This window comes from Serratia rhizosphaerae (assembly GCF_009817885.1).
GTDB lineage: Bacteria > Pseudomonadota > Gammaproteobacteria > Enterobacterales > Enterobacteriaceae > Serratia_B > Serratia_B rhizosphaerae.
Window position 1 is genome coordinate 1051143 of record NZ_CP041764.1, and the last position, 24361, is coordinate 1075503.

Below are 24361 nucleotides of genomic sequence, written 5' to 3' on the forward strand. Positions count from 1 at the left end.
GCGATAAAAACGGGGGAGGAGCCGGGAGGCTGAGAGGAGGAAATCGTGCTAACTTAATGTAAAAATTGGTAAACCGGTACACATTACGCGGCACGGGCTATAGGCTTACGCCCCTATCCGCTTAGTGGCTATTGTTAACACGTTTTATGGAGGAGCTATGCAACAACGGATTGCTCAATGGTTAGATCAGTTTGGCATCGAATTTACCGGCATCATGTCGCTGGTGCTGGTACTGGTGCTGATCGCCCTGATTTCGGTGGTTATCCACTTTATCCTGCACCGCGTAGTGCTGGCGGCCATTCAGCGCCGCGGCCAGCAGTCGCAGCGCGTCTGGCAACAGGCGCTGACCCAGTACAAACTGTTCCAGCGCGCAGCGCTGCTGCTGCAGGGCGTGATCATCAACCTGCAGGCGCTGTTATGGCTGCACAGCGGCACTCAGACCCAGGCGGTAATCGTCACCGCCGCGCAGGTGTGGATCATGGCCTACGCACTGCTGACGCTGTTCTCGCTGCTGGATACCCTGCTGGCGGTGCTGCGCGAAAGCCCGGCGGCCAATCAGCTGCCGCTGCGCGGCATTTTCCAGAGCGTGAAGCTGATCGCCGCCGTGTTAATCGGCATTATGATCGTCTCGCTGTTGATGGGTAAATCGCCGCTATTGCTGCTCAGCGGCCTGGGCGCCATGACCGCGGTGCTGATGTTGGTGTTTAAGGATCCGATCCTGGGCCTGGTGGCCGGCATCCAGCTGTCCGCCAACGATATGCTGAAAATCGGCGACTGGCTGGAGATGCCGAAATACGGCGCCGACGGCGCGGTCACCGACATCGGCCTGACCACGGTCAAAGTGCGCAACTGGGATAACACCGTCACCACCATCCCGACCTACGCGCTGATCTCCGATTCGTTTAAAAACTGGCGCTCCATGTCGGAATCCGGCGGCCGTCGCATCAAACGCAGCATCAATATCGACACCACCAGCGTGCACTTCCTCTCCGAGCAGGAAGAGCAGCGCCTGAACCGCAACCCGCTGCTGCAGCACTACCTGAACAACAAAACGGAAGAGCTGCAACAATATAATCAGCAGGCGCAGGTGGATCTCAGCTCGCCGCTCAACGGCCGCCGCCTGACCAACCTGGGCACGCTGCGCGCCTATCTGGAAGCCTATCTGCGCGCCCACCCGCACATCCACCAGCATATGACGCTGATGGTGCGTCAGCTGTCGCCGACGCCGGAGGGGCTGCCGCTGGAGATCTACGCCTTTACCAACACCACGGTCTGGGCGCAGTACGAAAGTATCCAGTCGGATATTTTCGACCATATCTATGCGGTGATTGAAGAGTTCGACCTGCGTATTCATCAGACGCCGACCGGCAACGATATGCGCGGCCTGTTGAAAGATATCCGCCCGACGGCCGACGTTTCCTGACCGAAACTGACGTAATTATTTCTGCTGGTAATTATCCTGCTCTGATTGCCAGCAGATATCTCCCCCCTCTTTTCTTTCCGCGCTAAAACGGCGTTAATGCAGCGAATACTCAACCGCCGGGGGGGAACGCATGCACTTAACACGGCTCAAACATCGCTTTTTCACGCTGCTCAGCACGCTGCTGTTTATCGGCTGCCTGCACAGCGCCGCACGCGTTGAAGGGAACCTGAAGGTCACGCTGCAGCCGGCGCTGAGCGCCTTAAGCCGCGATATGCGGGATATCCGTGACGCGCTGACGCGCTACGCCGGTGAAGACGAGGAATCCCCCACGCCCCTCACGCGCGGCGAAACCCGCGCCGCCGAACGTGGAGATACTGAAGATAAATAGCAAGATTCAATGAAGCTCTAGTGACATCGTTATTGCACGGCAATCTGTAGGCTCAGTGTGATTGGAATTGCCGTAAACGCACGGTATTTCTCTGTAACTACGATAAACGGCAATTGCAGGGGCCGTGGGCGCGTTCTGCCCGCTTCGCGGGTACCCTCACGGCGTCACCGTCGCCGGGCGGGTCGGCTCTACAGGCATCCCTGCCTGTGCCGCCTCAACCGGACATCCCTGTCCGGTTGCCCCTGGCTCAGGTTCCTTGTTCGGCAGCCCGTAATGCGCGCTAAAGGTCAACACCCGAATCTGCCATTACCGGGATAGTTAACCTCCGATTTTGACATTCATAATTTACAGACGAAGGCATTGCTGAGATGTGCACGGTGAGTGACCGCCATAGAAGGCGCCGAACGAAGGAACGGCGCATAGGCAAAACCGCCATGGACGGCGGTTTTAGGCGAGACAAGCAGGGACGCTTGTCGCAGCCGGCCGTGATGCGCCGAGAATGAGTGAGGGCAGTTGGCGTAGCCAACCGCCTGACCTGGCGAGGGCGCGGGTGGTCAGGGGCCGCGCCCTCGGCCCCTGACTCGGTCGAGTCACCTGGGTCACATAAACCTGCAAAGGCTTAACGACCGAAAACCACCGTTAAATTGACAAAATCCCCCGTAACGGAAACCTTACGCCGTCTGCGCACGCTTCTTCTGGCGGTTCACCTTCACCCAGTACCCTGCCAGCAGCACCACCACCCACACCAGACCGGCGTACAACGACACGCGGGTGGTCGGGAAGTAGCCAATCAGGCCGATAATGAAGGCCAGGAAGATAATGGCGATCGTCGAAGTAAACACCCCGCCGCGCAGCGGGAACGCCAGATCTTTCACCTGCTGTTTGTTCAGCGTGCGGCGGAACGCAATCTGCGAGAACAGGATCATAATCCACACCCACACGGTCGCGAAGGTCGCCAGCGAAGCGATCACCAGGAACACGCTTTCCGGCATGATGTAGTTGAGGTACACCGCAATCAGCAGCGCCGCCATCATCACCACGACCGTCACCCACGGGATACCGCGTTTGGAGACTTTGCTGAATACTTTCGGCGCGTGGCCCTGCTCCGCCATACCGTGCAGCATACGGCCGACGCCGAACACATCGCTGTTAATCGCCGACAGCGACGCGGTAATCACCACAAAGTTGAGGATACCGGCCGCAATGGTGATGCCCATATGCTGGAAGGTCAGAACAAACGGACTGCCGCTGGTGCCGACCTGATTCCACGGATAAATCGACATAATCACGAACAGCGTGCCGACGTAAAACACCAGAATGCGCCACGGCACCGAGTTGATCGCCTTCGGAATCGATTTTTTCGGGTCGCTGGCCTCGCCGGCGGTAATACCGATGATTTCAATGCCGCCGTAGGCGAACATCACCAGCTGCAGCGACAGTATCATGCCCATCACGCCATGACTGAAGAAACCGCCGTTACTCCACAGGTTATGAATGCCGGTCGGCTGCCCGCCGTTGCCGATGCCCCAGATGATAATGCCGATACCGGCGGCAATCATGATAATGATGGTGGCCACTTTAAAGAACGAGAACCAGAACTCCAGCTCGCCGAAGACCTTCACGCTCATCAGGTTGATCGCGCCGATAATCAGCACCACGCTCAGCACCCAAATCCAGTGCGGCACCTCCGGGAACCACACCCCCATATAGATGCCGAACGCGGTCACGTCGGCAATGGCGACGATCAAAATCTCAAAACAGTAGGTCCAGCCGGTGATATAGCCGGCCATCGGGCCAAGGTAATCCTGCGCATAGCGCGAGAAAGAGCTGGCCTGCGGGTTATTGACCGACATTTCCCCCAGCGCGCGCATAATGATAAAGGCGATCACGCCGCCGATCAGATACGCCAGCAGTACGCTGGGCCCCGCCATTTTAATGGCGTCGGCGGAGCCGTAGAACAGCCCGGTGCCAATCGCCGACCCGAGAGCCATAAAGCGGATGTGGCGCGTGCTGAGGCCACGTTTCAACTTATTGGCGGCGGGTGTTACTGATTCCTGTTGCATTTAAAGACCTGTCTTCTTATACACAAAAAAGCCACGGACAAGTCCGTGGCCTCAAAATCAGACCGGGAAGAATTAATGCGCGGTCGCTTCAGAGCGCGAGCATACCCGATCGTAGATGGCGGCCAGTACCAGCATCAGTACGGAAGGCGGCAGCCATGCCAATCCCTGACCTGCCAGAGGCAGGTGCGTGCTCCATGCCGGCAGCAGATTCTCGAAGCCGGCGGCCTTCACCGCGTCAAGGATACCAAACAACAGGCTGACGAGCATCACCGGCGAAATCACCTTCGGCGCACTATTCCACATCCGCAGGGTGAAGCTCAATACCACCAGCACGATACACGGCGGATAAATGGCGGTCAGCACCGGAATCGAGAGGTGAATCAGGTGGCTCAGGCCCAGGTTGGAGACGAACATCGAGAACAGCCCCAGAATAAACACCAGCGTTTTATAAGAGAACGGCAGGTACTGGGCAAAGAATTCGGCGCAGGCGCAGGTCAGGCCGACCGCGGTCACCATACAGGCGATAAAGATCAGCGCCGCCAGGAAGAAGCTGCCCAGGCTACCAAAGGTGTTCTGCACGTAGGCATGCAGGATCACCGCGCCGTTGGTGGCGTCCGGCACCAGCACGCCGCTGCCGGAACCCAGTTTAAACAGGCTCAGGTAGACCAGCGTCAGGCCGACACCGGCGATCAGCCCCGCAAAAATGGTGTAACGGGTCAGCAGGCCGTTGTCCTTCACCCCGCGTGAACGCGCGGCGTTGACGATCACGATGCCGAATACCATCGCCCCCAGCGTATCCATGGTCAGATAACCATTTACAAAGCCGGAAGAGAAAGGCACATGCTGATAGGCATCCACCGCCGGAATCGGCGAACCGGCCGGCCAGAGCAGCGCGGCGATGCCCAGCACGCCCAGCGCGACAATTTTCAGCGGCGCCAGAATATGGCCGACGGTGTCGAGCAGGCGGCCCGGATAGAGGGAAATACCGATCACCAGCGCAAAGTACACCAGGCTGTAAATCAGCAGCGGCGCCGCGCCGTCGCCGGTCAGCGGGGCAATCCCCACTTCAAACGACACGGTCGCGGTGCGCGGCGTCGCAAACAGCGGGCCGACGGCCAGGTAGCAGACGGTCGCCAGCAGCAGGCCGGCGGTGCGGCCGATCGGCGTACTCAGGGCGTCAACGCCGCCGCCGACGCGCGCCAGCGCAATCACCGTCATCACCGGCAGGCCGACGGCGGTAATCAAAAAGCCCAGCGCCGCGATCCAGACGTGTTCGCCGGACTGCAGCCCCACCATCGGCGGGAAAATAATATTCCCGGCGCCGACAAATAAGGCAAAGGTCATAAAACCTAATGCCAGAATATCTTTTGACGTTAAACGATGACTCATAGGATGTCGTGTTGCCTGTTCAAATGAAAAAAAACGTTCTTTTCATGGCGGTTCGCCATTTCGCTGTCGGCCTGCCATTTCATCACAAGAGCAATAAGAGCAAGAAAACGCATACCGCTCGGGCGTTTTGTCCTTATGCGAAATTGACCACTCTTGAAGATGGGCAGAATGTTAGAAGTTATAAAATGGAGGATTAGTCCAACAACGGAGGGTAAGTAAAACGTTTATAGCGCCAAAAGGCAAGGCTCACCGGGAAATGCAGAGCGATCGACCAGATAAATATTCATCACCAGTCGATCGCACCAGTCTTCAGGAAATATGCCCTACATGATTTGTATCATTTTTAACCAGCGCGCTCACAAAACGTGAAGCATTGCGGGTTAAACCGCGCGAAAACGCCAATATCGTCGGCATTTCCGCGCATAACAAACGGGCTGCCGGCGGTTACCAGACCTGCCCGGCAATGCTGACCACGCTGCTCAGCTTGTCCCACTGCTGCTGCTCGCTCAGGCTGTTGCCCTCTTCGGTCGAAGCGAAGCCGCACTGGGTGCTCAGACAAAGTTGCTCAGGGGCGACGAACTGTGCCGCTTCCTGCAGGCGCTGCTTCACCTGCTCCGGATTTTCCAGCTCACCGTCTTTGGTGGTGATCAGCCCCAGCACGACTTTTTGCTTGCCGGGCTTGATAAAGCGCAGCGGTTCGAAGCCGCCGGAGCGTTCGTTATCGTACTCCAGGAAGAAGGCGTCGATATTGACCTGGCCGAACAGGATCTCCGCTACCGGCTCATAGCCCCCTTCCGAGATCCAGGTGGAGCGGAAGTTGCCGCGACAGACATGCAAACCGATGGTCAGATCGTCCGGCTTGCCGGCGATCGCCGCATTCAGCACGTCGGCATAGATGCGCGCCAGCTGGTCGGGATCTTCGCCGCGCTCGCGGATCTGACGGCGCTGATCGTCAGAACAGAGGTAAGCCCACACCGTATCATCCAGCTGCAGGTAGCGGCAGCCGGCGTCATAAAACGCGCGGATCGCATCGCGATAGGTTTGCGCCAGATCGGCAAAATAGGCATCCAGCTGCGGATAAACCGTGCTGTCGATCGCCTGACGCCCGCCGCGGAAGTGCAGCACGCTCGGGCTGGGGATGGTCATCTTCGGCTGCGCGTCGCCGGCAATCTGCTGCAGGAAACGAAAATCCGCCAGCATCGGATGCTGCGGGTTAAAGCCCAGCTTGCCCGTCACCTTGACGCTGCGCGCCTTAGTCTGCACGCCGTTGAACTGGATGCCCTGTTCGGCGTCGTAGCCCTGTACGCCGTCCAGGCCTTCGAGGAAATCAAAGTGCCACCAGGCGCGACGGAATTCCCCGTCGGTCACCACCGCCAGTCCCAGCTGGCGCTGTTTTTCCACCGCCTGGCGGATCTGCTCATCTTCCACCGCCCGCAGCTGCGCCGCGTCAATCTCACCGCGCTGAAACTGCTGACGCGCGCTTTTCAGCGCCGCAGGACGTAATAAACTGCCGACGACGTCAGCATGAACGGCATGATTGCAATTGCACATCTTTTTCCACTCCCGGTGAACGGCAGGCGTCTCGTTGGCCTGCCGGAATGATTTACATATTGAATGATTACGCTGGGTTACAATTGGACATCCAGACGTCTAAATAGCTAAAATCATCCTGTCATGCCGCCTGCCCGGCGGCAATGGAGAAATTTTCATGGGTGTTGAAAGAAATTCATGATGGTCGGCGGCAGCTGGCTGAAAGCTGCCGTCATACGCGCCCAGGCGCTAAGCCGGTGCTACTTCAGCCCGAGCGCCTGGCGGGTTTTCCGCAGGGTTGCCGGCGACAGCGGCAGATAGCCGTCCTGATTGACCAGCGCCTGCCCTTCTTCGGACAGCACCCGGTCAAAGAACGCCGCCGTCAGCGGCTCAAGCGGCCGGTGCGGCGCTTTGTTGACGTAGATATACAGGTAGCGCGCCAGCGGATAACTGCCGTTGCGCACGTTGGCAGCGCTGGGCGCCACGTAGCGATCGCCCCGCTCCGCCAGCGGCAGCAGCCGGACGCCGCTGGCGCGGAAACCGATGCTGGCATAGCCGATGCTGTTCAGGGATCCGGACACCGCCTGCACTACCGACGCCGAGCCGGGCAGCTCATTGACCCGCGCCATAAAGTCGCCGCCGCACAGCGCGCGCAGTTTGAAATAGCCATAGGTGCCGGAGGCGGAATTGCGGCCAAAACGCTGAATGCTGCGCTGCGCCCAATCGCCCGGCAGCGCCAGCTGGCCCCAGTTCCGCAGTGCGGCGGCTTCGCCGCAGCGGCGGGTGGCGGAAAAGATCTGATCCAACTGGCCAAGGTTCAGCCCCGGCAGCGGGTTGTCCTGATGCACCAGCACCACCAGCGCATCGACCGCCACCGGCACCGCCAGCGGCGCGTAGCCGTAGCGCTGTTCGAACGCCGACAGCTCCGCCGCCTTCATCGGACGGCTCATCGGCCCCAGCTGCGCGGCGCCGGCGGCCAGCGCCGTCGGCGCGGTCGATGAACCGGCGGCCTGCATCTGCAGATTGATATTCGGATAGTGCTGGCTGAAGTCCTGCGCCCACAGCGACATCAAGTTCGCCAGCGTGTCGGAACCGACGCTGGAAAGATTGCCCGACAGCATGCCGCTCGGCTGCGCCCGCAGGCCGGGGCTGCACAATAACAGCAGGCAGAGCCATATCCCTCGGGTCAGTCGCATACCGGTGCCTCACGCATTAATTTTTCAGCGCATTCTCTGACAAAGCGTCGGGAACAATCAACCGGTTAGGCAAAGTAAAGATAAAGCGGGTGCCGTTGCCCGGCTCGCTGAGCACCTCCAGCCGCGCATCGTGATGGCTGAGGGCGTGCTTGACGATCGCCAGCCCCAGCCCGCTGCCGCCGGTCTGCCGCGAACGCGCCTTGTCCACGCGGTAAAAGCGCTCGGTCAGACGCGGCAGGTGCTCGGCGGCGATGCCCGGCCCGTTGTCGCTGACCTGGAACTGCGCCCCCTGCGGCGTCTGCTGCCAGCTCACCTCAATGTGCGTGCCTGCCGGCGTGTGGTTCACCGCGTTATACACCAGATTGGACACCGCGCTGCGCAGTTGGTCGTCATTGCCGTACACCTTCAGCGCTTCATTCACGCGGAAACTGATTTCATGGCGGCCGCCGCTGAGCGACTGCGCCTCACGCTGCAGCACCCGCAGCATCAGGGGCACGTCCACCGTCTCATTCATCTCGATAATCGGCGCCGCCTCGATGCGCGACAGCGTCAGCAACTGCTTCACCAGCCCGTCCATGCGCCGGGTTTGTTCCTGCATGGTGGCCAGCGCCTTGCCGCGCAGCGAACCGTCCGGCTCGTCGTCGCCCATCATTTCCAGATAGCCCTGCAGCACGGTCAGCGGCGTGCGCAGCTCGTGGCTGACGTTGGCGAAGAAGTTGCGCCGCGCGCCCTCCAACTGCCGCATCTGCGTCACGTCGCGCGCCACCATCAGCAGCTGCCCTTCCGAATACGGCATCACGCGGAATTCAACGTAATGCTCGTTATTCAGCTGCAGCGTCAGGGGTTTATCGAAGGATTGCTGTTGCAGATAGTGGCTGAACTCCGGGTAGCGCAGCAGGTTGAGAATATGCTGGCCGTTATCCTCCGGCCAACGGAAGCCGAGCAGATGCTGCGCCAGCCCGTTGCACCAGAAAATATTCCCCTCTTCGGTGGTCATCACCACCGCATCCGGCAGCGATTCGGCGCCGCTGCGGAAGCGTTTGATCAGCAGCGCCAGCTCGCGCCGACGGCGGCGGTTGCGCTGCTGCATCTGATACAGGCCGTAAAACAGCGGCTCCCAGCTCCAGCGCCCCGGCGGCGGCGTCATGCTGCGGTCAATCCACAGCCAGTGGGAAAGTTTCAGCTGGTTATAGAAGTTCCAGCCCAGCGCCGCCAGCACGGCGACCAGCAGTAACCAGGGGAGATAGCCGAAAATCAGCCCCAACAGCAGGGCCGGCAAGCAAAAAAGGGCCAGCTCAAGAGCCAGCCTTTTCCAGGAAAGGCGTTCTAGCACGGCATGCTCTCCGACGCTGCGCGATTAATAGCGCGTTGAAAAGCGGTAACCTGTGCCGCGAACGGTTTGAACCATCTTGTCATGACCACTGCTCTCCAGCGCCTTGCGCAGCCGGCGGATATGCACATCAACGGTGCGGTCTTCCACATAAACGTTAGTGCCCCAGACGTGATTAAGCAACTGTTCGCGGCTGTAAACACGCTCCGGGTGGGTCATAAAGAAATGCAGCAGTTTGAATTCGGTGGGGCCCATATCCAGCGGCTGTTCGTTGGCCATCACCCGATGCGAAGACGGGTCGAGACTCAGCCCCTGCATCTCGATCACCTCTTCCACCGCCATCGGCGAAATACGGCGCATCACCGCTTTAATCCGCGCCACCAGTTCCTTCGGCGAGAACGGTTTGGTGATGTAATCATCCGCGCCGACTTCCAGGCCGCGCACCCGGTCCTCCTCCTCGCCGCGCGCCGTCAGCATCATCACCGGGATATCGCGGGTCAGCGCTTCGCGCTTCATATGTTTGATAAATTGAATGCCGGAGCCGCCGGGCAACATCCAGTCCAGCAACACTAAATCGGGGAACGGCTCAGACAGGCGCGTTACGGCACTGTCATAATCTTCGGCTTCCAACGGTTGGTAACCATTCTGTTCCAACACAAAGCACACCATCTCGCGAATCGGCGCTTCGTCTTCCACCACCAGTATGCGTCTTGCCATCGTCAATCCTGCCAATGTGTTAGCGTTCACAATTTGTTTGCGGGCGCCATTATGCGTCAGTTTTGTGACAGATTTATGAAATTAACCACTCAGTAACATTCACAATATAAATGCTTATCACCGTCGCGCCGGCTTAACCGCCGGAATAGATAGAAATAGCATATTTTTACCCGCCAACCCGTATAATCATCGTCAACGTTTTACCGCCGCCGCGTTTCGCCCCGGCACAACCGACGGCCAATCCCCGGGAGAGTCATGCGCCTGATACACACCTCTGACTGGCATTTGGGTCAGTATTTTTTCACCAAAAGCCGTGCCGCCGAGCATCAGGCGTTTTTGCGCTGGCTGATTGCGCAGATTGAACAGCATCAGGTGGACGCGCTGATCGTCGCCGGGGATCTGTTCGACACCGGTTCGCCGCCGAGCTACGCGCGCGAACTCTACAACCGCTTTGTGGTGGAACTGCAGCAGACCGGCTGCCAACTGGTGGTGCTGGGCGGCAACCACGACTCCGTGGCGACGCTGAATGAATCGCGCGAGCTGCTCTCCTGTCTGAACACCCGCGTGATCGCCAGCGCGCAGGCCGAGGCCGGGCAGCAAATCGTGACGCTTAACCGCCGCAACGGCCAGCCCGGCGCGCTGCTGTGCGCCATCCCGTTCCTGCGCCCGCGCGATTTGCTGACCAGCCGCGCCGGCGAATCCGGCACGCAGAAGCAGCAGGCGCTGCAGGAAGCCATCGCCGAACATTATCTAACGCTGTATCAGGCGGCCTGCGCGCAGCGCGAGGCGCTCGATCTTACGCTGCCGATCGTCGCCACCGGCCACCTGACCACCGTCGGCGTCACCACCTCGGATTCGGTGCGCGATATCTATATCGGCACGCTGGACGCCTTCCCGGCGCAGGCCTTCCCGCCGGCGGACTATATCGCCCTGGGGCATATTCACCGGGCGCAAAAGGTGGCGAAAAGCGAGCATATCCGTTACAGCGGCTCGCCGATCCCGCTCAGCTTTGATGAGCTGGGCAGCGCCAAAAGCGTGTTTATGGTCGACTTCGCCGACGGCGGGCTGCAGCAGGTCACTACGCTGCCCGTCCCGCTTTTCCAGCCGATGCAGTTGATCAAAGGCGATCTCGCCCAGATCGAACAGCAGCTGCAGCAGTTTGCCGACTATCAGGGCGAGCTGCCGGTGTGGCTGGATATCGAAGTAGCGACGCAGGATTACCTCAGCGACATTCAGCGCCGCATCCAGGCGCTGGCGGATAATCTGCCGGTGGAGGTGGTGCTGCTGCGGCGCAGTAAAGAGCAGCGCCGTCAGGCCATTGAGCAGCAGGATAAAGAGACGTTGAACGAACTGAGCGTTGATGAGGTGTTTGAACGCCGTCTGGCGCAGGAAAGCGAACTGGAAGAGGCGCGGCGCGGCCGGATGCGCGCCATGTTCCGCCAGACGGTCGACGCTCTGCAGCAGAATGAGGAGCCATCGGCATGAAAATTCTGAGCCTACGGCTGAAAAACCTCAACTCGCTGCAGGGCGAGTGGAAAATAGACTTCAGCGCCGAACCGTTCGCCAGCAACGGCCTGTTCGCCATCACCGGCCCGACCGGCGCGGGCAAAACCACCCTGCTCGACGCCGTCTGCCTGGCGCTGTATCACCAGACGCCGCGGCTGCACGTATCCCCCAGCCAGAACGATCTGATGACGCGCCATACCGCCGAATCGCTGGCCGAGGTGGAGTTCGAGGTCAAAGGCGTCGGCTACCGCGCCTTCTGGAGCCAGCGCCGGGCCAAAAACGATCCGAACGGCAACCTGCAGGCGCCGAAGGTCGAGCTGGCGCTGCTGACGGACGGCAAGATCCTCGCCGATAAGGTGCGCGACAAGCTGGAGGCGGTCGCCGCCATCACCGGCCTGGACTTCGGCCGTTTTACCAAATCGATGATGCTGTCGCAGGGGCAGTTCGCCGCCTTCCTCAACGCCGACGCCAACGATCGCGCCGAACTGCTTGAAGAACTCACCGGCACCGAAATCTACGGCCAGCTGTCCGAGCGGGTGTTCGAACAGCATAAGCAGGCCAAACTTGAGCTGGATGCGCTGCACCAGCGCGCCAGCGGTATTGAACTGCTGAGCGACGAACAGCGCCAACAGTTGGAAACCCAGCTCGACGCGCTGCGTCAGGAAGAAACCACGCTCAGTCAGCACGATGAACAACAGCGGCAGACGCTTAACTGGCTGCAACAGTGGCAGCGTCTGCAGCAACAGCTGCAACAGTGCCAGCAGCGCTTACAGGCGCTGCAACAGGAGCAGGAGCAGGCCGAACCGCAGCTGCAGACGCTGGCGCGCAGCGAACCCGCCGAAAAACTGCGCCCGCTGCACAATGAACGCCAGCGCTACCGCGATGAACTGCAGGCATCGCAGCAGCAGCTGACCCGGCTTGACCAACAGCAACAGCAGCAGGCCGCACAAATGGCACCGCTGCAGCAGGCGCTGGAGCAGGCGCGCGCCGAACAACAGACACAGGCGGCGCACCGGCAACAGCAGCAGCAGCTGATCGACGAACAGGTGCTGCCGCTCGATCACCACATCGCACAGCTGAGCAAAAGTCGTAGCGAACTGCAGCAAACCCGCGACGACGCCGTGCGCCAGTGCGGACAGCAGAAACAGACGCTGGACAAACTGCACGCCGAACGCGCACAGCTGGCGACGCAGGCCGAGCAGCATCAGACGCAGCTGAGCGCCCTGACTCAGGCGCTCGCCGCACAACAGCAGCAGCACAGCGTGCTGGAAGCCGAAACGCCGCTGGCCGCCTTGCGCCAGCGCCTGCAGCAGCTGAGCGACCTGCGCCCGACGCGCCAGCAGCTGGCGACCCTGTCCTCGCTGGCGCTGCAGCTGGATCAACGGCTGACGCAACAGCGGCAGGAGTTGGCCGCCGGCCAGCAACAGCTGCAACAGCTGGCGCCGCAGTTAGAACAGGCCAGACAGCAGTATCAGCAGCACAAAACCCTGCAGGCGGAAGTAGAGAAAACCCATGAGCTTGAGCAGCGCATTGTCAGTCTGGAAGCCGAACGCGCCCGGCTGCAGACCGGCTCGCCCTGCCCGCTGTGCGGCTCTACCGAGCACCCGGCCATCACCGATTATCAGACGCTTAACCCGTCAGCCAGCGCCCGGCGCCTTGACGAGCTGCGCCAGCAGGGCGAAGCGCTGTATAAAAACGGCGTCGAGCTGCGCGCCCGTCACGACGGTATGCAGCAACAGCAACAGCGTCAGCAGCAGGCGATTGAGCAGGATGAACAGCAACTGGCGGCCCACCAGCAACGGTGGCAGACCCTGACCGCCGAGCTGGCGTTTGATTTCGGCCTGCAGGAGAGCGAGCGCCTGCAGCAGTGGCTGAGCGACTGCGACCACGAAGAGCGCGAGGGCCAGCAGCGCCTCAGCCAACATGAGCAGGCGGCGCAGGCGGTACAACAGGCCAAAGATGCGCTGATCGCGTTGCAGAACGCACAGCAGCAGGCGCAGCAGCAGACAGCGCTGCTGAATGAACGCCTGACGCTGCTGGAAAAACAGTATGCCGACGCTCAGCAGCAGCAGCAGCGTCTGCAGCAGCAGTGGCAGGACAACGAGGAGCAGATCGCCGCCCAGCAACGGCAGCGCCTGGCGCTGTTTGGCGAGCAGCCGGTGGCGCAGGCGCGCGAACAGCTGCGCGCCAAACAGGCGGCCTGCGAACTGGCCAGCCAGCAGGCTGCCGAACGCTGGCAGCTGGCGCAGGAACAGCGTGAACGCCTGAACGGCCAGCTGGCGGGGCTGCAGCAGCAGCTGGCGCAGCAAACGCAGCGCGCCGAGCAGGCGCAGCAGCAGTGGCAGAAGGCGCTGAGCGCCAGTGAATTTGCCGATGACGCCGCCTTCCACGCCGCCCTGCTGGACGATGCGCAGCGTCAGCATCTGCAACAGCTGAAAGAGCAGCAGCAACAGCGTCAGGTGGAAACCCGCGCGCTGCTGGCGCAGGCCGAACAGGCGCGCGAGCAGCACCAGCAGCAGCGCCCGCAAGGTGTGGATGACCAACATGCCGATCTCGCGGCGCTGGCACAGCAGCAGCAGGCGCTGGCGCAGCAGTTGAAGACGCTGCAGCTGCGTCAGGGCGAGCTGCGCAACCAGCTGACCAGCGACACCGAGCGTCGCGGCAATCAGCAGGCGCTGTTCGCGCAAATTGCCCAGAGTCAGCGGCAGTATGACGACTGGAGCTGCCTCAACCAGCTGATCGGCTCAAAAGAAGGCGATAAATTCCGTAAATTCGCCCAAGGGCTGACGCTCGATCATCTGGTCTATCTGGCGAACAACCAGCTCAGCCGCCTGCACGGCCGCTATCTGCTGCAGCGGAAAAACAGCGATGCGCTGGAACTGCTGGTAGTGGACACCTGGCAGGCCGACGCGCAGCGCGACACCCGCACGCTGTCCGGCGGCGAAAGTTTTCTGGTCAGTCTGGCGCTGGCGCTGGCGCTGTCCGATCTGGTCAGTCACAAAACCAGCATCGATTCGCTGTTCCTGGACGAAGGCTTCGGCACGCTGGATGCCGAGACGCTGGATACCGCGCTGGACGCGCTCGACAGCCTTAACGCCTCCGGCAAGACCATCGGCGTGATCAGCCACGTCGAGGCGATGAAAGAGCGGATCCCGGTGCAGATCAAAGTGAAAAAGGTCAACGGCCTGGGGATCAGCCGGCTGGAGCCGCAGTACCGCATCGAAGGCTAACCGCACACCGGGGCGTTAACGCCCCGGTTATCATTATTGCTGCGGCCACAGCCAGGCGGCGCCGCGTACGCCGCTGGAATCACCGTGCACCGCCTGACGGATCGGCGTGGCGAACTCGCCGCCGAACACCCACTCCCGTACTTTTTGCGGGACGTTGTGATACAGCCGCTCAACGTTGCTCATGCCGCCGCCCAACACGATCACATCCGGGTCGAACAGATTGACCGCATGCGCCAGCGACTTCGCCAGACGCTGTTCATAACGGCTAATCGCCCGCTCGGCGATCGGATCCTGCTGCGCCGCCAGCGTCATGATCGCTTCCCCTTTCAGGGGATTGCCGCTCAGACGCGCGTAGTCGACGGCAAAGCCGGTGCCGGAAATAAAACTTTCGATGCAGCCGGACTTGCCGCAGTAGCACGGGACCTCATCGCGAAAGCGCAGCTCGTCGTCATCCGGCCAGGGCAGTGAATTATGCCCCCACTCGCCGGCAATGCCGTTGCCGCCGGCGTGCACCCGGCCGTTGATCGCCACGCCGGCGCCGCAGCCGGTACCGATAATCACCGCAAACACCACCGGTTTGCCGGCGCCGGCGCCGTCGGTGGCCTCCGACACCGCCAGGCAGTTGGCGTCGTTCGCCAGCCGCACCTCGCGCTGCAGCAGCGCCGACAGGTCTTTATCCAGCGGCTTGCCGTTCAGCCAGGTGGAGTTGGCGTTTTTTACCAGGCCGGTAAACGGCGACAGCGTGCCGGGAATACCGACGCCCACCGTGCCCCGCTCGCCGGTATGCGTCTCCGCCATCTGCACCAGCCCGGCGATGGCCTGCAGCGTCTGCGCATAGTCATCGCGCGGCGTGGCGATACGGTGGCGAAACCGCTCGCTGCCGTCGTCCGCCAGCGCAATCACTTCAACTTTGGTGCCCCCTAAATCAATTCCAATACGCACTGTTTTCTCCTCTGTGCGACGTCATCGTTTTTTAATGTCACCGAGTGTGCCGCAATACGGATCCACGCGCAAATCAGAGGAAGCAGGCGATTTTTCGGCGTCGATTGGGTATCATGCCGCCCTGCTTTTGATGAACCCGCGTGCGAACGGCACGCCCAGTCAGGGATAACATTATGCTGTGGTTTAAGAATTTGATGGTTTACCGTTTGAGCCGCGACGTTGCGCTAAATGCGGATGAAATGGAAAAACAGCTCAGCGCCTTTTCCTTCACGCCGTGCGGCAGTCAGGATATGGCGAAAACCGGCTGGGTCTCCCCAATGGGCTCGCACAGCGACGCGCTGACGCACGTGGTCAACGGCCAGATTATCATCTGCGCGCGTAAAGAAGAGAAGATCCTGCCCTCGCCGGTAATTAAACAGGCGCTGCAGGCGAAAATCGACCAGCTGGAAAGCGAACAGCACCGCAAGCTGAAGAAAACCGAAAAGGACGCGCTGAAAGACGAAGTGCTGCACAGCCTGTTGCCGCGCGCCTTCAGCCGCTTTAACCAGACCTTTATGTGGATCGACACCGTCAACGACCTGATCATGGTCGACGCCGCCAGCGCCAAGCGCGCGGAAGATACCCTGGCGCTGCTGCGTAAAAGCCTCGGTTCGCTGCCGGTAGTGCCGCTGACGATGGAAAGCCCGATCGAACTGACGCTGACCGAGTGGGTGCGTTCCGGCGAGCTGCCGGCCGGCTTTGCCATTCAGGATGAGGCGGAGCTGAAGGCCATTCTGGAAGAAGGCGGCGTGATCCGCTGTAAAAAACAGAACCTGATCAGCGATGAGATCGCCGTGCATATCGAAGCCGGCAAGCTGGTGACCAAACTGGCGGTCGACTGGCAGGAGCGCATTCAGCTGGTGATTGCCGACGACGGCTCCATCAAGCGCCTGAAGTTTGCCGATGCGCTGCGCGAGCAGAACGACGATATCGACCGCGATGACTTCGCCCAGCGTTTTGACGCCGACTTTATTCTGATGACCAGCGAACTGGCGGCGCTGATCCAGAACCTGATCGAAGCCCTCGGCGGCGAAGCCCAGCGCTAAGAGCAAACAACAAGGGCGCTGTCACCAGCGCCCTTGCATCATTATTACTTACTCAGATAGCGGCACAGATAGGCCGTGGCGTCCGCCACCTGCACGTTGAACTCACTGTGGCCCGGCACAAAGAACTTCTCACCCGGCATAAACACCTGCCAGTCCGGCGCCCCCGGCAGCAGCACCCGCAATGCCCCGCTAATCACCGTCATCTCTTCCGGCTGATTGGTGCCGAAGGTGTACTCCCCTTCCTCCATCACCCCAACGCTGGTACGACCGATGCTGCTACTGTCAAAACCGATCGATTTTACTTTTCCGGCAAAATACTCACTTACATTCAGCATAGACTGGCACCCGCGTAGTTATCCGTATTGGAAAGCTCATAGTGGGGGATCGCCCGGCGGCTGTCACTGCTTTTCCCGCTAAAATGCGATCGCTATGCGCCGACGCTCAATAACGGCCGCCAAGGTCATGGTCGGCACGATCGCCCGACAGCTGACGGGTCAGTTCATCGCAGGCGATAATCTTGCCGTCGCGCAGCGTGAAATGCGCCATTACCTGAATCTCACTACGTGTGCCGTCGCATTTTTCCACCTCGACCCGGTGATGGCTCAGCACGCTGTCGCCCTGCGCCGCCAGCGCCTGCACCCGCAGCGTCATCCGCCGGGTGATCTGCTTGAGCAGCGCCATATGACTGACAAACTGCGCATAGTCCAGCGACTGCCCGTCCACCGTCTGCCGATAATCGTCGGCGAAAAACGCGGCGATGGCCGCCGGCTGATGTTGTGGCTGCGCCACCACCTGTTGCAGCGCCTGCAGCACGATATCTTGCGAGGTTAACTGTGTCATTACCTATCTCCGTCAGAGGAATCAGGCTAAATACTAACCGGCGCAGGCAATGGCGTGATAACCTGATTAAGACCATATATAACGCTAATCGGCCAAAACCATGCAACTGCGCGGCATACCGCTATCTCATCCCAACCGGCACCTTACCCCCTGGCATCAGCATGATGACGGGCAGATTTACCTGCTGACGCGCGGCACTATCGCCCTGGAAACCGAGCGGCGCCAGTGGGCGATGACCGCCGGCACGCTTGGCTGGCTGCCGGCGCGCTGCCGCCATCAGGCGCAGTCCTGCGGGCAGGTTGAAGGTTGGCTGCTGTTTCTGCCGCCGGAGAACTGTCGGCATCTGCCTACTCAGCCGCGGCTGTTGACCGCCAGCGCTCTGGCGCAGGCGCTGGTGGCGCGCATCGCACAGTTTCCGCCGTCGCCGTTACCGGCGCCGCAGCGGCGCATGGTGCAGGTGTTGCTTGATGAGATGCAGGGAGAAGAAGAGACGGCGCTACAGCTGCCGATGCCGCAGGATCCACGGCTGCTGAAAATCGCCCGCGCACTGCTGGACGACCCTGCCAGCACGCGGCGGCAGAATGAATGGGCCGGCTGGGCCGGCATCAGCGTACGCAATCTCAGCCGGTTATTTATGGCGCAGACCGGCATCGGCTTTGCCCGCTGGCGTCAGCAGGCGCGCATTATCCGTTCGCTGGAAGCGCTGTCGCGCGGAGTTTCGGTCGCCAACGTGGCCGCCGACTGCGGCTATGACAACGTCAGCGCCTATATTGCCGCGTTCCGCCGCCACTTCGGCGTCACGCCCGGCGGCTACTTCGCCGCGCTCCCCGGCTAGCGCTATTTCACCGCCTCATGCAGGCGCAGCATCTCCAGGATCTGCGTCACCACCCGGAGCGGGTCCTGTGCAGCGTCCAGCACATGGTGCGCCGCATCCTGATACAGCGCCTCGCGCGCGGCCAGCACCTCCAGCATCTCTTCAGCGATTGGCCGTCCGGTCAGGGTCGGGCGCTGTGCGTCTTGCGGAGACTCCTCCAGCCGCTGCGCCAGCACCTCCGCCGGTGCGCGCAGGTAGATCACCGTGCCGTGCTGCTGCATAAAGCGACGGTTCTCTTCCGCCAGCACCGCGCCGCCCCCGGTGGCAACAATGGTTGACGGCCGGGTCACCGCCTGCAAGGCGAGGCTTTCGCGGCGGCGGAAGCCCTGCCAGCCCTCCTGCGCGACGATCTCGGCGACGCTCATCTGCGTCGTCTGCTGCATAAACAGATCGATATCAATAAAGCGATAGTCCATCGCCTGCGCCAACGCGCTCCCCACGGTAGTTTTTCCTGCTCCGCGAGCGCCTACCATGAAAATGGTTTGTGTCATTACGTCTGTACCCTATACGGTGACTGAGTGGCGTTGCTGTTGATGCATCATACCGCCCGCCCTGTGTATTTCAATCTTTACAATAGTGTAAATTTCATCGCACAGCGACTGCCCAACGGCAGCCCGTGCTCGGCTTCGCTCGCCATCTGGGCACGCAGCCGCGCCGACAGTTCCACCGTAGGGATGGTTTCAAACCCCAGCCGGCGGTAATACGGCGCATTCCACGGCACGTTGCGAAACGTGGTCAGCGTCAGCTGCCTGACGCCCTGCCGGCTGGCGCAGTCGGCCACCGCTACGATCAGCTGACGCCCAATCCCGCGTCGCTGGTGCTCGGCCGCTACCGACAATTCGGCAATATGCCATTCGTCCCCATGCCGGCGTACGGCGATAAAACCGGCGACGGCCGCGCCGTCCTGCGCCAGCCATTCGCTCTCTTCGGCAATCAGCGCCGCATGCTGCGCGGCCGACATGATGGCGTCATCGGCAATAAACGCCCACTGCGGCAACGGGCGAAACAATTCCGCCGCCGAACGTTCCGCCGCCATCATCGCCTCGATATCCGCAGACTGCGCCGGACGAATCGTCACACTCATCACTCTCTCCTTAACCGCCGCACCGGGTCGGTTTAAAAATCCACGCTGGCCCGCAGTACCACCTCGCGGGGTTCGCCTACCGCCACCCGCAGGTTGTTGCCGCTGGAAGGATAATAGGTTTTGTCGAACAGGTTCTTGACGTTAAGCTGCCATTTTACCCGATAGCCGTGCAGCGGCATGCTGTAGGCGGCAAAGGCGTCGGCCACGGTGTAGTGATCCAGATAAAAGCTGTTGGCCGCATCGCCCGGCCGGCGTCCGACATAACGCGCCCCGGCGCCGACGCGCAGCTCATCGCCGCTGTACAGCCCCGGCGATCCCAGGTTCTGCGTCAGGAACAGCGAGGCGGTATGGCGCGCCACGTTAGCCATCTCCTTGCCTTTGTTGGCCGGGTCATCCACCACCCGCGCGTCGGTATAGGCGTAAGCGCCGATCAGGCTGAGACTGTCGGTAATATTGCCGGCCATATCCAGCTCAACCCCCTGCGAACGCACGCGCCCGGCGGTGCGGGTCACGCTTTCGCCGTCCACCAGCTCGCTGACCATCACATTGCGTTTAGTGATATCAAACAGCGCCAGCGTACCGGTAATGCCGTTCGGCAAGGCGACCTTGCCGCCCATCTCCCAGGACTTCCCCTGCTCCGGCGGCAGCGAGCCAATCTGGGTGGCGATGGAGGAGTTAGGCTTGAAGGACTCGGTGTAGCTGCCGTACAGCGAGACATACGGCGTCAGTTTGTACACCACCCCGGCGCGCGGCACCAGCTTCGCCTCCGAGCTGTCGGTATTGACGTTAAACGGCCGCCCTTTGCCGGCATAGACGTCAAAGGTGTCGTAACGCAGCCCGCCCATTACCAACCAGTTATCGGTCAGTTGCAGGGAATCTTGCATAAACCAGCCATAGCTGGTCAGGTTTTCACGCTGGTCGCTGTCTTTGGCGCTGACCTTGGTCGAAGCCGGCATCTGGCCGTACACCGGATGGTAGATATTGAAATCACTGTTTTTACTGCCGCGGATCATATCGCCGCGATAGGTGCGGCTGTCCTCGAAATCAAAACCGAACAGCAGCTGATGATTGACCCGTCCCCAGTCCACGTCGCCGTTCAGCGTCAGCTGCACCGCGTTGGCATGGCTGACCGCATGGGCGGTAGCGTCCGCCTGGCGCGTCAGCGCGCCGCTCTCCGGGTCCAGCTTGGTGGCGCGCGCCTGATTATCGCTGTAGCTGTTGCGGTTATAAGCGTAGGTCAGCGAGCTTTTCCAGCGGTCGTTCAGCACCTGATCGATCTGCAGCGTCACGCTGTCCTGATCGCCGCGGGTAGCGTTGTAGGCCTCATCAAAACGGCGATCGCGCGGCGTATCGACCGGCTTGCCGGTGCGCGAATCGATAATGGTGCCGCGGTCGAACGGCGTCAGGTACTCCATATGCTCGTAGGCCAGACGCACCGTGGTGCTTTCGCCGTACCACATCAGCGACGGCGCAATCGTCGTCTGGCGGTTGCGGCCGAAATTGCGCCAGTAGTCGGTTTCATCATGGTCGACGATCATCCGATAGGCAAAACCCGAGGTGCCCAGCGGGCCGGTCACATCCAGCTGGCCGCCGCCGCCCTTAAAGCTGCTGCCCCAGCCTTCAACGTGGGTATGCTGCTGCAGCTGCGGCTTTTTGCTGATCATGTTGATCATGCCGCCCGGTTCGCCCATGCCGTACAGCATCGATGCCGGTCCCTTCAGCACCTCGACCCGTTCGGTGGTCGGGGTAAAGTTGCGCGCCTGAATAGAACGGACGCCGTCGCGTAAGATGGAGCCGTCGCGGTTGTCGCCAAAGCCGCGCTTCATCACCGCGTCCTGCGTACCGCCCAGCGTATTGCTTTGGGTAATGCCGCTGACGTTGTACAGCGCCTCATCAAGATTACTGACCGCCTGATCGGTCAGCACCTGCGTCGGCACCACGTCAACCGCCTGCGGCACGTTCAGCAGGCTGGTTTCACTGCGCGTGCCGGTCACGCTGGTCAGCGGCTGATAGCTCTCGGCGCTCGGCGCCTGGCTGCTGCCGATCACCAGCATATGTTCTGATTTATCGTTATGATTTTCGGCCCCGACGGCCGGCCAGACGCTGCCGGCCGCCAGCGGAATGGCGCACAGCCAGCCGCGTTGATAGTTATTCACCTGTTAACTGACTCCAATAGGTCCCTGAAAATGGCAACGGCAAAAATTGTTGGTAGAGCTGCCGGAAAGTCTCTTGCGGATCGATATCGGCAAACAGTTGCGGATAAAACGCCTTGGCAAACATCTCGACCGCCACCACGTGGTACGGGCTGAGATAAAAGTTGTGCCAAATGCTCCAGGCCCGCTGGTTTTTTACCGCGTTCAGCCCGGCGATCATCGGTTGTTGTTGAATCAGGCGGCGGAAGCTGTCGTCCGCCTGCCGGCGGCTGACCTGCGGCCCCAGCAGCAGGTCGGAATAGCGCTTGCCCTGCTCACCGGCCATGCCGGTGGCCAGATAGACATCGGGGTTGGCGGTCAGCAGCGTTTCCGGGTTCAGTTCGCCGTACACGCCCTTAATGCTGGCGTTGGCGATATTCTCGCCGCCGGCAAAGGTCACCAGATCCCCCAGATTGCCGTGCGCAGCGGTGGTGCAGCAGGTGTCACGCCGGCCAAGGTGCAGATGCAGCATCACTTTGGGCTTATCGCCGTGATAGGCCGCCAGCCGTTCGCGGACCGCCGTCATATGCTGCTGATAGAAGGTAATAAACGCCTCGGCACGCGCCTGACGGTTGAGCAGTTCACCCAGCAGGCGCACGCTCGGTACGGTGTTGTGCAGCAGATCGATACGCAGATCGACATATACCACCGGGATCCCCGCCTTGCCCAGCGCCGCCACCCGCTGCGCCTCATCGCCGTCTTCGCGCGCATAGCGCGCCAGAATCACCAGATCCGGCCGCAGTTGGATCAGGCTTTCCGGATTGATCTGCCGAAAGTTGCCGCCGCCGATCGCCGGGATCTGCGCAATGTGCGGGAATTTCCGGCTGTACAGCTGCCAGCTCTGGGCGTCATACCGCGCCAGATCGCGCGGCCAGCCCACCACCCGCCGGGCCGGATCCCCCGGCTCCAGCAGCGCCAGCGTATACAGCATGCGGCTTTCCCCCAGCACGATACGCTGCGGATTATCGGGCACGTCAACGCGACGGCCCAGAATATCCGTCACCGTTTTCGCCTGGGCGCAGGACAGAATGGAAAATAGCAGGGAGGCCAGTAACAACAGGAAGGATTTACGCATGGTGGTGCCGGAACGGAAAAATATCCACGCATGATAATTACTCTCATTATCATTTTCAATCACTCACCACTGGCGCGGCGTGAAACAGCGTAATTTTTCCCTTTCCCGGCTAAAACACGTTTAACCGCAGGCAAACGGGGTTTAAAAAGTTAAAAAAGTGGCGGGAACGGCGTCGGAGAAGCAAGGTTCGTGCGCGTGCCGCCAAACGCCGTCTGCGGCACGCAGCAATGATCGCTATGGAACGTCGGTTTTAACGCGGGGTACAGACGTACACCAGCGCCGGCGGGAAATTGCGCACCACGCGCTGCTTCTTCCAGTGGAAGTAGCGCGACAGCAGCTTTTCCGACAGGTGGCTGTACTGGAACAGCACCAGCGTGCCGTTGCGCCCCTGCAGGTTTTCCCGCGCCTGCTGCAGAATGCGCATGCTGATCTTGAGCGGTATCGACAGCAGCGGCAGACAAGAGAAAATCACGTCGTACTCCCGCTCCAGCCTTTCCGCCGACTGCGCCATCACCTGCAGCCGCGGCTCCTCAATCTGCTGCAGACGCCGGACAAAGTTCGGCTGGATTTCATAGGCGTCCAGCCCGGCATCGGCGCGCATCCGGCCGATAATACGCTTGGTCAATACGCCGTCGGCCGCGCCCAGCTCGGCGATGGATAACGTGCGGGTCCATTCGATCTGATCCAACATGGCCTGGCATAGCCAGGGCGAGGATGGCGCCAGCGTGCCGACGGTACGCGGCGAAGCCATAAACTGCTGGATATAAGAAAAGCGGTGTTTCAGTTGCAGCCGTGTCGCATTGATCATTCGAGGCTCCTTAACATGAACCCCTTAATCTGGGCGGAAAAGCGTAAAGATTCATTAATACCATTCCGAAAGCGGGCGACACAGTTGTAATAAAATGCAACAGCGATAAAAAAACGGCGGCGATCGTTATCCGCAAACCCGCGCCCTATCGCCGGCTGCCGACCCGTTTCACCACCGTTTTCTTGTGCCGCCGGCGCCGTTAGCGCTTAGCGGTAAATTTCCGCATTACCCCGCCACAGGCTGGAGTCTCCCGGCGTATCGAGACCGATCACACGGTAATGTGAGGCGCCCTGAGCCGCAGCTTTTTCCTGCAGTTTTCTGACCGCGTCGTCCGACGTGCCGGCAACGCCGGACACCGATACCGCACCCAGGCTCTGTAACGACGCAGCCTGCTGATTATTGACCGCCGTGACGCTGAGCGGCGCGGCAAAGGTGGAAAACGAAGCGCCGGCCAGCAGCGCGGCGGTGAGGTAAGAATAAAAGCGTTTCATGGTGGCTCCTGTTGCTTCTTGGTTATTTAATTCGTCGCAACGTTAATTATCTGCCGGCCCATGAAAACGGACGTCATGCAATGTAAAGAAGATCAATCATTGTGAGAGGATTAAGGAGAATCTGTAGCAGGAGATAAACGGACACGCGCAGCCTGCGCTGCTGAATACACAACATAGCCCGGTCATAACGTAAATAAA

At 60.7% G+C, this 24361-nt stretch carries 21 protein-coding genes; 6 read left to right on the forward strand and 15 right to left on the reverse strand.

The window, feature by feature from the left end; genetic code table 11:
* Positions 1 to 157: 157 nt before the first annotated feature.
* Both FO014_RS04990 and FO014_RS04995 read left to right on the forward strand, forming a co-directional pair.
* Positions 158 to 1423, forward strand: a complete 1266-nt coding sequence (locus FO014_RS04990) for a mechanosensitive ion channel family protein (RefSeq protein WP_160028125.1) — start codon at positions 158 to 160, stop codon at positions 1421 to 1423.
* A gap of 130 nt (positions 1424 to 1553) precedes the next feature.
* Complete coding sequence (locus tag FO014_RS04995; protein WP_160028127.1) at positions 1554 to 1811, forward strand: hypothetical protein; 258 nt, start codon at positions 1554 to 1556, stop codon at positions 1809 to 1811.
* A 671-nt stretch (positions 1812 to 2482) separates the two neighbouring features.
* Here the strand turns inward: FO014_RS04995 and proY are convergent.
* The 6 genes from proY to phoB form a co-directional block, all read right to left on the reverse strand.
* Positions 2483 to 3874, reverse strand: a complete 1392-nt coding sequence (proY, locus tag FO014_RS05000) for a proline-specific permease ProY (RefSeq protein ID WP_160028129.1) — start codon at positions 3872 to 3874, stop codon at positions 2483 to 2485.
* Positions 3875 to 3946: 72 nt separating this feature from the next.
* Positions 3947 to 5263, reverse strand: coding sequence for a branched-chain amino acid transport system II carrier protein (gene brnQ, locus FO014_RS05005; RefSeq protein ID WP_160028131.1), 1317 nt, complete (start codon positions 5261 to 5263; stop codon positions 3947 to 3949).
* 444 nt (positions 5264 to 5707) lie between these two features.
* The gene (locus FO014_RS05010) at positions 5708 to 6814 is read right to left on the reverse strand and encodes a cobalamin-independent methionine synthase II family protein (protein ID WP_105229985.1); all 1107 of its coding nucleotides are present in this window, start codon (positions 6812 to 6814) and stop codon (positions 5708 to 5710) included.
* Between the two features lie 239 nt (positions 6815 to 7053).
* Positions 7054 to 7989, reverse strand: a complete 936-nt coding sequence (locus FO014_RS05015; RefSeq protein ID WP_160028133.1) for a PstS family phosphate ABC transporter substrate-binding protein — start codon at positions 7987 to 7989, stop codon at positions 7054 to 7056.
* A gap of 16 nt (positions 7990 to 8005) precedes the next feature.
* Entirely contained in the window at positions 8006 to 9322 is a 1317-nt protein-coding gene (phoR, locus tag FO014_RS05020; protein ID WP_105229983.1) for a phosphate regulon sensor histidine kinase PhoR, read from the reverse strand.
* Positions 9323 to 9346: 24 nt separating this feature from the next.
* The gene (gene phoB / locus FO014_RS05025) at positions 9347 to 10036 is read right to left on the reverse strand and encodes a phosphate response regulator transcription factor PhoB (protein ID WP_015671148.1); all 690 of its coding nucleotides are present in this window, start codon (positions 10034 to 10036) and stop codon (positions 9347 to 9349) included.
* A gap of 255 nt (positions 10037 to 10291) precedes the next feature.
* Here phoB and sbcD point away from each other — a divergent pair, with 255 nt between their 5' ends.
* Both sbcD and sbcC read left to right on the forward strand, forming a co-directional pair.
* Entirely contained in the window at positions 10292 to 11521 is a 1230-nt protein-coding gene (gene sbcD / locus FO014_RS05030; RefSeq protein ID WP_160028135.1) for an exonuclease subunit SbcD, read from the forward strand.
* The gene (gene sbcC, locus FO014_RS05035) at positions 11518 to 14772 is read left to right on the forward strand and encodes an exonuclease subunit SbcC (RefSeq protein ID WP_160028137.1); all 3255 of its coding nucleotides are present in this window, start codon (positions 11518 to 11520) and stop codon (positions 14770 to 14772) included. The genes sbcD and sbcC overlap by 4 nt, the downstream gene beginning before the upstream one ends.
* A 33-nt stretch (positions 14773 to 14805) precedes the next feature.
* Here sbcC and mak read toward each other — a convergent pair whose 3' ends face one another.
* A complete protein-coding gene (mak, locus tag FO014_RS05040) occupies positions 14806 to 15714 on the reverse strand; it encodes a fructokinase (protein WP_160028139.1) in 909 nt (302 codons plus the stop codon).
* Positions 15715 to 15887: 173 nt separating this feature from the next.
* Between mak and rdgC the strand changes: the two genes are divergently transcribed.
* Positions 15888 to 16799, forward strand: a complete 912-nt coding sequence (gene rdgC / locus FO014_RS05045; protein ID WP_105229979.1) for a recombination-associated protein RdgC — start codon at positions 15888 to 15890, stop codon at positions 16797 to 16799.
* A gap of 44 nt (positions 16800 to 16843) precedes the next feature.
* Here rdgC and ppnP read toward each other — a convergent pair whose 3' ends face one another.
* On the reverse strand, positions 16844 to 17134 hold the full coding sequence (gene ppnP, locus FO014_RS05050; protein ID WP_105229978.1) for a pyrimidine/purine nucleoside phosphorylase: 291 nt from the start codon (positions 17132 to 17134) through the stop codon (positions 16844 to 16846).
* A gap of 106 nt (positions 17135 to 17240) precedes the next feature.
* Positions 17241 to 17639 carry a nuclear transport factor 2 family protein gene (locus FO014_RS05055; RefSeq protein WP_160028141.1) on the reverse strand — a complete coding sequence of 133 codons (399 nt, stop codon included), beginning with the start codon at positions 17637 to 17639 and terminating at the stop codon, positions 17241 to 17243.
* 100 nt (positions 17640 to 17739) lie between these two features.
* Between FO014_RS05055 and FO014_RS05060 the strand changes: the two genes are divergently transcribed.
* On the forward strand, positions 17740 to 18474 hold the full coding sequence (locus tag FO014_RS05060) for an AraC family transcriptional regulator (RefSeq protein ID WP_160028143.1): 735 nt from the start codon (positions 17740 to 17742) through the stop codon (positions 18472 to 18474).
* A 2-nt stretch (positions 18475 to 18476) separates the two neighbouring features.
* Here FO014_RS05060 and aroL read toward each other — a convergent pair whose 3' ends face one another.
* From aroL to FO014_RS05090, 6 genes are all read right to left on the reverse strand, one after another.
* Positions 18477 to 19004: a shikimate kinase AroL gene (gene aroL, locus FO014_RS05065; RefSeq protein ID WP_160028145.1), complete on the reverse strand. Its 528-nt coding sequence runs from the start codon at positions 19002 to 19004 to the stop codon at positions 18477 to 18479.
* 77 nt (positions 19005 to 19081) lie between these two features.
* Positions 19082 to 19597 carry a GNAT family N-acetyltransferase gene (locus tag FO014_RS05070; protein WP_160028147.1) on the reverse strand — a complete coding sequence of 172 codons (516 nt, stop codon included), beginning with the start codon at positions 19595 to 19597 and terminating at the stop codon, positions 19082 to 19084.
* A 32-nt stretch (positions 19598 to 19629) separates the two neighbouring features.
* A complete protein-coding gene (locus FO014_RS05075) occupies positions 19630 to 21753 on the reverse strand; it encodes a TonB-dependent siderophore receptor (protein ID WP_201282917.1) in 2124 nt (707 codons plus the stop codon).
* Positions 21746 to 22864: an ABC transporter substrate-binding protein gene (locus FO014_RS05080; RefSeq protein ID WP_105233221.1), complete on the reverse strand. Its 1119-nt coding sequence runs from the start codon at positions 22862 to 22864 to the stop codon at positions 21746 to 21748. The genes FO014_RS05075 and FO014_RS05080 overlap by 8 nt, the downstream gene beginning before the upstream one ends.
* Positions 22865 to 23114: 250 nt before the next feature.
* A complete protein-coding gene (locus FO014_RS05085; RefSeq protein ID WP_111737646.1) occupies positions 23115 to 23672 on the reverse strand; it encodes a class I SAM-dependent methyltransferase in 558 nt (185 codons plus the stop codon).
* Between the two features lie 206 nt (positions 23673 to 23878).
* Positions 23879 to 24163, reverse strand: coding sequence for a YdgH/BhsA/McbA family protein (locus FO014_RS05090; protein WP_105229972.1), 285 nt, complete (start codon positions 24161 to 24163; stop codon positions 23879 to 23881).
* Positions 24164 to 24361: the final 198 nt, after the last annotated feature.